At 64.4% G+C, this 11271-nt stretch carries 9 protein-coding genes; 7 read left to right on the top strand and 2 right to left on the bottom strand.

What is annotated here, in order from left to right:
• Positions 1-2700, bottom strand: a complete 2700-nt coding sequence (locus VHC04_RS02640; protein ID WP_325677654.1) for a nitrate/nitrite transporter — start codon at positions 2698-2700, stop codon at positions 1-3.
• 223 nt (positions 2701-2923) lie between these two features.
• On the opposite strand from VHC04_RS02640, the gene VHC04_RS02635 reads away from it, so the two are divergent.
• Complete coding sequence (locus VHC04_RS02635; protein ID WP_325677652.1) at positions 2924-3637, top strand: cyclic nucleotide-binding domain-containing protein; 714 nt, start codon at positions 2924-2926, stop codon at positions 3635-3637.
• A 283-nt stretch (positions 3638-3920) separates the two neighbouring features.
• Here VHC04_RS02635 and VHC04_RS02630 read toward each other — a convergent pair whose 3' ends face one another.
• Positions 3921-4400, bottom strand: coding sequence for a helix-turn-helix domain-containing protein (locus VHC04_RS02630; RefSeq protein ID WP_325677650.1), 480 nt, complete (start codon positions 4398-4400; stop codon positions 3921-3923).
• Positions 4401-4605: 205 nt separating this feature from the next.
• On the opposite strand from VHC04_RS02630, the gene VHC04_RS02625 reads away from it, so the two are divergent.
• From VHC04_RS02625 to VHC04_RS02600, 6 genes are all read left to right on the top strand, one after another.
• A complete protein-coding gene (locus tag VHC04_RS02625; protein ID WP_325677648.1) occupies positions 4606-6039 on the top strand; it encodes an FAD-dependent oxidoreductase in 1434 nt (477 codons plus the stop codon).
• A 223-nt stretch (positions 6040-6262) separates the two neighbouring features.
• Positions 6263-7315, top strand: a complete 1053-nt coding sequence (locus VHC04_RS02620) for an LLM class flavin-dependent oxidoreductase (RefSeq protein WP_325677647.1) — start codon at positions 6263-6265, stop codon at positions 7313-7315.
• An 84-nt stretch (positions 7316-7399) separates the two neighbouring features.
• A complete protein-coding gene (locus VHC04_RS02615; RefSeq protein ID WP_325677645.1) occupies positions 7400-8314 on the top strand; it encodes an ABC transporter permease subunit in 915 nt (304 codons plus the stop codon).
• The gene (gene livM / locus VHC04_RS02610) at positions 8311-9639 is read left to right on the top strand and encodes a high-affinity branched-chain amino acid ABC transporter permease LivM (RefSeq protein ID WP_325677643.1); all 1329 of its coding nucleotides are present in this window, start codon (positions 8311-8313) and stop codon (positions 9637-9639) included. Before VHC04_RS02615 ends, livM begins: the two co-directional genes overlap by 4 nt.
• A gap of 3 nt (positions 9640-9642) precedes the next feature.
• Entirely contained in the window at positions 9643-10443 is an 801-nt protein-coding gene (locus tag VHC04_RS02605) for an ABC transporter ATP-binding protein (protein ID WP_325677641.1), read from the top strand.
• A complete protein-coding gene (locus VHC04_RS02600; RefSeq protein WP_325677639.1) occupies positions 10440-11177 on the top strand; it encodes an ABC transporter ATP-binding protein in 738 nt (245 codons plus the stop codon). Before VHC04_RS02605 ends, VHC04_RS02600 begins: the two co-directional genes overlap by 4 nt.
• Positions 11178-11271: the final 94 nt, after the last annotated feature.

Here is an 11271-nt window from a genome sequence, read left to right as displayed (position 1 = left end):
TTATTCGGCCGCGACCGAACGGGCGGCTGTGCCGCGGCGGGCACGCTCGATATCGTGCAGCAATCCGCCCCTACGGGCGTAGACGGCCCAGGTGATCAGCAGGCAGGTCACATAGAAGGCCAGGAACCCCCATAGGGCGGCTTCCGCGCCACCGGTCAGCGCGATGGAGGTACCGAAGCTCTTGGGGATGAAGAAGGCGCCAAAGGCGGCGACGGCAGAGGTGAAGCCGGTGATCGCCGCGGCTTCCTTTTCGGCCTGTTGGCGCCTCGCCTCGGCGTCTGCGTCGGGCATCAGCCGTTCCATCTCCTTGGCGCAGATCGCCGGGATCATCTGGAAGGTCGAGGCATTGCCGACGCCGGTGGCGAAGAACAGCAGCAGGAAGCTGGCGAAGAAGCCCCAGAATGCGCCGGGCTGGGTGCGGATGCCGGTGAACCACAGCACGCCGCTGACGCCTGCCATCATCAGGATGAACACCCAGACGGTGACCCTGGCGCCGCCGAACCGGTCGGCCAGCCAGCCTGTGCCGCTGCGCGACAAGGCGCCGATCATCGGGCCCAGGAAGGCAAACTGCAGCGCGTTCACGTCCGGGAAAAGCATCTTCGCCAGCAGCGGAAAGCCTGCCGAATAGCCGATGAAGGAGCCGAAGGTACCGGTGTACAGCCAGCACATGATCCAGTTGTGCTTGCGTTGGAAGATCACCGCCTGGTCGCTGAACGATGCCTTGGCCGAGGCGACGTCGTTCATTCCGAACCACGACGCGAAGGCCGAGATCGCGATGAACGGCACGAAGAAGAAGCCGGCGTTCTGCAGCCACAGCGGCGCCGGTCCGGTGGCGGTGTTCACCATCGCCGGCGCGCCGCCCAGGTAACCGAACAGCCCCGTGGTGATGACCAGCGGCACGACAAACTGCACGACGCTGACACCCAGGTTGCCCAGGCCGGCGTTCAGCGCCAGGGCATTGCCCTTCTCCGCCTTCGGAAAGAAGAAGGAGATGTTGGCCATGGAGGAGGCGAAGTTGCCACCGCCGAAGCCGCACAGCAGTGCCAGCGCCAGCAGGAGGACATAGGGCGTATCCGGGTTCTGCACCGCATAGCCGATACCCACCGCCGGAATGATCAGCGACCATGTGGTCAGCGTGGTCCACAGCCGACCGCCGAAGATCGGTACCATGAAGGAGTAGAAGATCCGCAGCACGGCGCCCGAAATGCCGGGCAGCGCGGCGAGCCAGAACAACTGGTCGGTGGTGAAGGTGAAGCCTACCAGCGGCAGTTTCGCGACGACGACGGACCAGACCTGCCAGATCGCGAAGGAGAGCAGCAGCGCCGGAATCGACAGGAACAGGTTGCGGCGGGCGATGCGGCGGCCTGTCTGTTGCCAGAACGTCGTGTCCTCGGGTCGCCAGTCGGTCAGTACCGCGGCGCCGGCGTGGGGCACGGCGGCGGGGGCCGGCATGTCCCGCATCTCGGGGAAGGGCGGCAGCCGTGCCAGTGCCGCACCGGCCGCTTCGCGCTCCATCTGGCGGATCGCGACATGCATCCAGATCAGCGCGCCGGTCACCAGGAGGAACAGCAGCATGAAGCAACTGGTCCACAGACCGGTCAGATCCAGCAGCACACCGAACAGGATCGGCAGGATGAAGCCGCCCAGTCCGCCGATCATGCCAACGAGGCCCCCGACGGAGCCGACATGGTCAGGATAATAGACCGGGATATGCTTGTAGACGGCCGCCTTGCCCAGGGCCATGAAGAAACCCAGCACGAAGACGGTCACGGTGAAGCCCATCAGCCCCATCTCCAGATGGAAGCTGTAAGTGCCGTTGGCGCCATGCAGCACGTAGTCGGTGGGCGGGTAGGACAGGATGAACGTGGTTACGACCGAAACGAAGAACGTCCAGTACAGCACGCGCCGCGCGCCATAGGTATCGGACAGATGACCGCCATAAGCCCTGAACAAGCTGGCCGGGACCGAGAAGGCGGCGGCGATCATGCCGGCGCTCTTGATGCCCACGCCATAGACGTTGATCAGGTATTGCGGCAGCCACAGGGACAGGGCGACGAAGGCGCCAAAGACAAAGAAGTAATACAGCGCGAATCGCCAGATCTGGACGTTCTTCAACGGCTCCAGCTCCAGCCACGCGTTCTGGGGCTTCACGCCTGTGCGCCGGCGCTCCGCGTGCACCGGATCGTCGCTGGTGGTGAACCAGAAGACCGCGGCTGTCAGGATCAACGCAGCGGCCCAGACCTGTGCGACCGCCTGCCAACCGAAGGCTACCAGCACGAACGGCGCCAGGAACTTCGTCACCGCCGCCCCGACATTGCCGGCGCCGAAGATACCCAGTGCGGTGCCCTGCTTGCCGGCCGGATACCAGCGCGAGACATAGGCTACGCCGACCGAGAAGGAGCCGCCGGCGATGCCGACACCCAGCGCCGCCAGCAGCATCTGTGGGTAGGTGTGTGCGTAGGACAGCAGGAACGTGGCGATGGCGGCGGCGATCATGGTCGCCGTGAAGACGGTCCGGCCGCCATAGATGTCGGCCCACACGCCCAGCGCGACGCGGATCAGCGAACCGGTCAGGATCGGCGTACCGACCAGCAGCCCGAACTGGGTCTCCGTCAGGCCCAATTCCTGGCGGATGCGAATGCCGATGATGGCGAAGATGGTCCAGACGGCGAAGCAGACGACGAAGGCCGCCGTGCTCATGCCCAGAATCCGCCCCGCTGATGAGTGGGCGCTTGAGGGTTCGGTGGTTTGCATCATTGGCTGCCTCTCGGCGATTGCTCCGAAGACCGCGGCGTCGGGGGCGCCGTTCGTTGCGGGGGTGTGGCCGCAGCCGCAGAGCCACGCATTGATTCGAATCAATTGAATGCGTGAGAAAAGTCACACGTATTAGAGGTGGCGGTCAATCATAATGGAGAACATTCCTTTGGAATCAGCGACAACCAACATGGCTCCAGAGGAGCTGCCGATCCTGCGGACCCTGTCCACCTCGCGACGCAAAGACCTGCTGCGCCACGCCATGCAGCACAGCGTTGCATCAGGCACGGTGCTTTTCGAGCAGGGAGACGTGCCGAATTTCCAGCTGATCGTGCTGGCGGGGTCGGCGCATCTGTTCGGTCGGTCGGTCGAAGGGCGAGAGGTGCTGATCGAGGCCGTGCGTCCCGGCGACCTGATCATTCCCGCCGCGGTGGTCACCGGCGCGCCTTATCTGATGCAGGCGCGGGTGCCGGAGCCGTCACGGTTCCTGCTGGTCCAGGCGGCGCCATTCCGAGAGGCGGTCGCGGCTGATCCGCTTCTGGCACAGGCGGTGATCGGCAGCCTGTCGGCGCAGTTTCGCCGCATGGTACGGCAGATCAAGAACCTGAAGCTGCGGTCCGCCCGTCAGCGCGCTGGCAGCTATGTCCTGGCTCTGGCCGCTCGGCAGGGCACACCGGACAAGGCGGTGCTGCCGTACGAGAAGAACCTGGTCGCCTCGGAGTTGGGTATCACCCGGGAGTCGTTTTCCCGGGCGCTGTCCAGCCTGGAACGATCCTGCATCCGTGTAGAGGGACAGACCATCCATATTTTGAGTCCGGTCGACCTGTCACAGGAGAGCCGCCCCGATCCGCTGATCGATGGACCGGATGAGGCCGAGCGCTGACCGATGACGCGTCAGGCCCTGCCTTTCCGCCTGGGGGACGGATCAATAGGGCGACTTGAGCCAGCCGAGACCGTGACGGATGGGAATGTCCATCCGGGGTGCCGGGTAGCTTTGGGTGCGGACAGTCTGTGGTCGGGAGGCCGGTCACAAGGCCGCCGCGCCGACGGCAGGGCACACCTGTACAGCAAATGGGATACGCTTTTCGTCTCACCGGCACTGCTTCGCGTCAGGCGGGGAGTGCCATGTAAGGCGTCCGGGCCGGATCGCCGACTCTCTTGTTTGTTCACTTTTCCGGACGCTGTGGAGGCCGAAGTGTCACGGCCTCGTCCAGAAGCGCCATCAATGTCGGTCCCAGCCGTTGCAGTTCCAGCATATGACTGGCTGAAAGCTCGGCCAGGCGTTGCTCCGCCGCAGGGGTCAGCAGCAGCTTGATGCGTCGGCGGTCATCCGGATCGCGCTCCCGTTCGACCAGGCCGGCCTCGGTCAGTCTGTCCACGAGTTCCACCGCGCTATGATGCTGAATTCGCAAGCGTTCTGCGAGGTAGCCAATGGTGGGCGTGGCGTCTTCCCGTGTGCCCTTGATCGCCAGCAATGCCTGGTGCTGGCGGGCGGTCAGGCCGATGCGCGTGGCGGATGCCTCGCTGAATTCCAGAAAGCAGCGGATCAGGTATCGGAACTTGGACAGCAGCCGATAGTCCCGCAGCTCCAGCTTCCGTGCTCGTCGGCCTGATGGTTCCGATGCGCCTGAGGGATTACTCGTCATGATGCATGGCTCTCATAACCCGGGTCGCCCGCCGTTTATATGTCGTATTACGACATAGGTGCGACGATGCCGAACCCGACCGGTCGTCGCGTCGGAGGTGGAGGTGGCAGACCAGTCCCTCTGGCTATACGCTCGGTGGCTGACAGCCTGATGCGCCGCCTTCCCAATCAACGCGACTATCCGCGCTGCCTGAAGAGATCCCATCATGAGAGATGCCATCATGAGCCAGACCGATGACCCGGATCGGCTCGCACGAGCGACCCTGCGACTTCTGGGCGCTGATCCGCCCAATTGGATCCCAGACCGGCCAGGTGTGGATCATAACGTGGTCATCGTCGGGGGCGGTCAGACGGGATGTGCCTTGAGCTTTGCGCTTCGCCGCGCCGGCGTGGGCAAAGTGTCGGTGATCGACGCGGCGCCCGATGAGAAACATGCCGGCATCTGGCTGACGGCAGCCCGCATGAACCTGCTGCGTACCCCGAAAACGCTGGTGGGCCCTGAACTGGGTATTCCCACACTGAGCTTCCAGGCCTGGTATGAAGCTCGGCACGGGGCCGAAGCCTATGCCGCTATCGATCGGATACCCCGCATGCTCTGGGCCGAGTACCTAAGCTGGTACCGGCGGTTCCTGAACATCCCCGTGCAATACCAGACGCGTCTTCTGCGAATCGAACCGGCGGACGGATTCTTTCGCCTGCATCTTGACACGCGGGGACAGCCGCGCATTGAAACGACACGCAAGATCGTTCTCGCCACCGGCTTTACCGGAAACGGGGGCGCCTACCTCCCGCCGATCCTCGCCGGGTTGCCGCGGGACAAGGTATCGCACACCCAGGACGCGATCGACTTCGACCGCCTGAGAGGCAAGACCGTCGCGGTCGTCGGGGCAGCGGCGGCGGCATTCGATGCCGCGGGCGTCGCGCTGGAACACGGCGCTTCCGCCGTTCACCTGTTTGCCCGTAGGTCGACGATCGCCTCGATACCGGTCGCCCGCGTTCGCGGCTATGCTGGTGCGTACGACAATTATCGGCAGTTACCCGACGCCGTTCGCTGGCGGCAGGCATTCCGGTTTCGCCAGGCCGGGTCCACGCCGACCATCGACGCGGTGCAGCGCGCGGTCGCCTTTCCGCAGTTCCATCTCCATCTCTCCTCGCCGTGGCGGGATGCCTATGCGGACCGGTCGCAGGTCGTCGCCCATGTGGCGGACCGGACGTTCCGCTTCGATTACGTCATCGCCGGCACGGGCTATTTCGTCGATCCGTCGGCACGGCCGGAACTGGCTGCGTTTTCCGACAGGATTCTGCTGTGGAAAGACCGCTATTCGCCGCCCCCGCAAGAGGCGGATTCCTTCCTGGGCAGCCACCCCTATCTTGGTGAAGCGCATGAATATCAGGAAAAGATTGTGGGGGAGGCGCCTTATCTGCGCGATATCCATGTCCACAATCCGGCGGGCTTCGTCAGCTTCGGATTGCCGATAGGGGACGTACCCAGCATGCGGCGCGACATTCCAGTGGTCGCCGCACGGATCAGCCGGGACCTGTTCCTGGCCGATCTGAGCGTCCATGCGGCGCGCTTCGAGGCAACCCCGCCAGCGGATTTTCCGGCGGAGCTCTACGCTTCCGCGGTCTGGAGGATGTAGCGAACGCCTTCGCTGCCCCCCGGTTGCCGGAGGGACGGCCGAAGGGTTGGCCGGCTTGCCTGACCCGGCCTTTCACAAGGGTGCATCGCTGGCAATGCGTGGACCCGGGGGTCGGGTCGTCAATGTGACCTGCGACGTGTCCATGCGCGAGTACGTTGCAAGTGTGGCTCTTGCCATTCCCCAAAAACAGGCAGACGGTTCCTGAAAGACAGGGAGCGAGACCATGGAATTCGGGATGTTCCACGAATTTCAGCGGCGTGAAGGCCAGACCGAGGCCGAGGCCTTCGCGGAATCCTTCGCGCAGGTGGATGCCGCCGAGGCCGCCGGGCTGGATGTCATGTGGCTGGCGGAACTTCACAACGCCCCCGAACGCTCTGTCCTGGCCGCGCCGCTCGCCATCGCCTCCGCCATCGCCACCCGCACGCGCCGCATGAAGATCGGCATCGCCGTGCAGGTGCTGCCCCTTTGCCATCCGCTGCGCATCGCCGAGGAGGCCGCCACCGTCGATCACATTTCCGGCGGACGGTTGATCTTCGGCGTCGGTCGCAGCGGCTTTCCCCGCACCTACCAAGCCTATGGCATTTCCTACGCTGAAAGCCGTGAGCGCATGGTAGAGGTGCTGGAGATCATCAAGCGCGCCTGGACGCAGGAGCGTTTTTCGTTCCACGGCCAGTTCTACAACTTCGAAAATGTCTGCCTGGTTCCGAAGCCGCTGCAGCGCCCGTATCCGGAACTGCGGTTGGCGGTCAACAGCCCCGACACGTTTCAGCAAAGCGGTGAGCAGGGGATGCCGATCTTCGTCGCCACCCGCCTGGGTGACCTGAATGAACTGGTGCCGAACCTGCGGGTCTATCGTGAGGCTTGGAAAGCCGCCGGCCATCCCGGCGGCGGCAAGGTCTATCTGCGCGTGCCTGTCTACCTCGCCGCCACCGAACGCCAGGCGCGCGAGGAGCCGCGCGAATCCATCATGTATTTCTACCGCTATCTCGGCCAGCGCATCGAGGATTCAGCCCGTCAGGAAGGTGCTCGGGCGATCGAGAACCGAGCGGAACGAGGCGCCAGGCTGCTGAGCATCGACTACGACGAGGCATTGCGCTCCAAGATCGTCGTCGGCACTCCCGCCATGGTGGTGGATCGGCTGGGGGAACTACAACGCGAGCTTGGCTTGTCCGGGATTTTGGCGGAGCTGAACTGCGGCATGCGGATTCCAGCCGACCGCGTGCTGACATCGCTTCACCTGCTTTGTCGGGATGTGATGCCGCATTTTCGTCCCTGAACCGCGAGTCCGGTGCGGGAGCATTCTTGCGCTATACGCGGATTGCATGGTTGCATTGCGCGAAACCACGAGTCGGATTGACGTTTGGCCTACGCGCTTCAGCAACTGATCAATGGCGTCACGCTGGGCATGATCTACGGCCTGATCGCGGTCGGCTATACGATGGTTTACGGCATCATCGGCATGATCAATTTCGCCCATGGCGATGTGTTCATGGTGGGTGCCTTCCTGTCTCTCATTGCCCTGACCGGACTGGGCATGCTGGGCATCACGGCGGTGCCGATCGCTCTGGCACTGACCTTGATCTTCGCCGCCGCCATAGCCGCGCTGTACGGCTGGACAGTGGAGCGGGTCGCCTATCGTCCGTTGCGCGGATCGTTTCGCCTGGCCCCGCTGATCAGCGCGATCGGCATGTCGATCACCTTGCAGAACTACGTGCAGGTCAGCCAGGGCGCGCGGGTGAAGCCGCTGCAGGCGGTGCTGCCGGGCGGTATCCAGCTGATGGACCAGGGCGGTTTCGCCGTGCAGCTATCCTGGATGCAGGTCAGCATCGTGGTCGTGACTCTGCTGGTCCTGAGCATCTTCACGTGGCTGGTGACGCGAACGCCGCTGGGCCGTACGATGCGGGCCTGTGAGCAGGACCTGAAGATGGCCAGCCTGCTGGGCATCGACACCGACCGCACGATCAGCCTCACGTTCGTGATCGGCGCCGCGCTGGCGGCCGTCGCCGGCTTCATGTTCCTGCTGTACTATGGCGTCATCGATTTCTACATTGGCTTCATTGCCGGCATCAAAGCCTTTACGGCGGCGGTGCTCGGCGGCATCGGCAGCCTGCCGGGCGCGGTGCTGGGCGGCCTGCTGATCGGCCTGATCGAGGTGTTCTGGTCCGCCTATTTCAGCGTCGAATACAAGGACGTGGCAGCGTTCTCGATCTTGATCGTGGTGCTGATCTTCATGCCCACCGGCATTCTGGGCAGGGCCGAGGTCGAGAAGGTATGAAGCCGCTGCGCGACGCCTTCCTGTCAGCCCTGGTCGCGCTGGGTTTGTTCGTGCCGATCGTCGGCCTGGTCACGGCCCCCACAGCCTCTGGCCTGACACTGCGGTTTCGCTCCATTGCGACATCCATCCTGGTTGGCATGGTGTTCTTCGGGCGGCTGATCTACCTGACCTGGCGACAGCGCCATTCAAGGCGGGAGATCGTAAAGACCAACCGGGCGCTGGCCGAGGCGGTGACCCGCGCCGGCCGGTTCATCGCGCCTGTACTGCTGTTGCTGGCCGTTGTCCTGCCGTTCAGCGGGTCCCGGTATTACATCGACCTCGGCACGCTGGTATTGACCTATGTGATGCTGGGCTGGGGCCTGAACATCGTGGTCGGGCTCGCTGGATTGCTGGACCTGGGTTACGTCGCCTTCTACGCGGTCGGTGCCTATTCCTATGCACTGATCGCGCAGGATTTCGGCCTGGGGTTCTGGACCTGCCTGCCCTTGGCCGGGATTCTGGCCGCTCTGTGGGGCATCATCCTCGGCTTTCCGGTCCTGCGGCTGCGCGGCGACTACCTGGCCATCGTCACCCTGGCTTTCGGGGAGATCATTCGCATCGTCCTGACCAACTGGGTCTCCCTGACCAACGGCCCGAACGGCATCTCCGGTATTCCGCGGCCAACCTTGTTCGGCCTGACATTCAGCATGGATGGCGGCGAGGGGACCATCGCCGGCTTTTTCGGGATCGAGCCGCAGACGATCCATCGGGTGATCTTCCTGTACTATGTCATCCTGATTCTGGCGCTGCTGACCAACTGGGTGACCCTGCGCGTGCGGCGCCTGCCGTTGGGCAGGGCGTGGGAGGCTCTGCGGGAGGATGAGGTGGCCTGTCGGTCCCTCGGTATCAATGTCACCCGGACCAAATTGGCCGCCTTCGCCACCGGCGCGCTGTTCGGCGGCTTCGCCGGCGCCTTTTTTGCCACGCGCCAGGCGTTCATCAGCCCCGAAAGCTTCACTTTCATTGAATCCGCCACGGTGCTGGCGATCGTGGTCCTGGGCGGGTTGGGCAGCCAGCTGGGTGTCGCGCTGGCGGCACTGGTGATGATCGGCGGGCTGGAACTGCTGCGCGGCGTGCTGAGCGATCTGGGCGACCAGATGCACAGCAGCGTCCTCGCGGGGATCGCCGGCGAGTTGCCGCTGTATCGGATGCTGATCTTCGGCCTGGCGCTGGTCATCATGATGGTGCTGCGGCCACGCGGCCTGATATCCGGCCGAACGCCCACCGTTGCGCTGGGAGAGCGGCGGGAGATTGCGGCGGAACTGGTCGCCGAAGGACGTGGCTGACCGATGCTGTCGGTCAATGGCCTTACCATGCGGTTCGGCGGCCTGAGGGCCGTCGACGACCTGTCCTTCGAGGCGAAGGCTGGCGATATCACCGCGGTGATAGGGCCCAACGGCGCCGGTAAGACCACTGTCTTCAACTGCGTCACCGGCTTCTACAGACCGACACAGGGCACCATCACGCTGACCCATGCGGACGGGCGGTCTTTCGCCTTGAACCGGATGCCGGGCCATCGCATCGCCGCGGTGGCGCGCGTGGCCCGAACCTTTCAGAATATCCGTCTGTTCGCCGGCATGACGGTGCTGGAGAACCTGCTCGTCGCGCAACACAATACGCTGATGGGCGCGACCGGGCTGGGAGTGCTCGCCATCTTCGGCATCGGCCGCTATCGCGCCGCCCAGGCCGAGGCCATCGACAAGGCGCGGCGCTGGCTGGACGCGATTGGCCTGACGGCCAGAGCCGACGATCCAGCCGGGGCGCTGGCCTACGGCGCGCAGCGCCGGTTGGAGATCGCCCGGGCCATGTGCACCGATCCGGTGATGCTGTGCCTGGATGAGCCGGCGGCGGGGCTCAATCCCCGGGAATCGGACGAGCTGAACCAACTCCTGCTGCGAATCCGGGCCGATGGCTGCTCATTGTTGCTGATCGAGCACGACATGGGCGTGGTGATGCGTATCTCCGACCATATCGTCGTGCTGGATCATGGCCAGAAGATCAGCGACGACACGCCGCAGGCGGTGCGGACCGACCCGGCCGTGATTGCCGCCTATCTGGGCGAAGGCGAGGAAGATGAGGCGCCGGCGTGAGTACCGTTCTGTCGCTGTCTGGTGTCACCGCCTTCTATGGGGCGATCCAGGCGCTGCGCGGTATCGACCTGACGGTGGAGAAGGGGGAGATCGTTGCCCTGATCGGGGCCAACGGTGCCGGCAAATCCACCCTGATGATGACGATCTGCGGCAATCCGCGTGCCCGGTCCGGCCGGATTGAGCATGAGGGGCAAGACATTACGAAGATGCCGACGTACCGGATCATGCGGCGCGGTATCGCCCAGGCGCCGGAAGGACGACGCATCTTCTCGCGCATGACCGTGTACGAAAACCTGCTGATGGGCGCTGATGTATCCGGACAAATCAATATCCCCGACCTGCTGGATCAGGTGTTCGCCCTGTTCCCCCGGCTGAAGGAACGTATGGACCAGCGCGGCGGCACGTTGTCGGGTGGGGAGCAACAGATGCTGGCGATCGGCCGCGCGCTGATGTCACGGCCCCGGCTGCTGCTGCTGGATGAGCCGTCGCTGGGTCTGGCGCCGCTGGTGGTGCGGCAGATCTTCGGCGCCATCCGCGACCTGAACCGCGACGCCGGCCTGACCGTGCTGCTGGTGGAACAAAATGCCTATCAGGCGCTGCGCCTGGCCCATCGCGGCTATGTGCTGGTGAACGGCATGATCACCATGGCCGGGTCGGGCAGGGACCTGCTGTCACGACCGGAGATTCGGGCCGCCTATCTGGAGGGCGGACACGGCAAGAGCGCGATCGCCTGAAGCCGGCGGTTGGAAGGCGTGAATCGCGCTCTTATAAATCAAGGGCCAAGCTGACCCTGTCATGCCTTAGCCATCCGGCGGCCGGCTGCTTGCC

This window comes from Rhodopila sp. (assembly GCF_035548095.1).
Taxonomy (GTDB): Bacteria; Pseudomonadota; Alphaproteobacteria; order Acetobacterales; family Acetobacteraceae; genus Rhodopila.
Note: the sequence above shows the minus strand (reverse complement) of the source record. Positions and strands in the feature narration are given on the sequence as shown.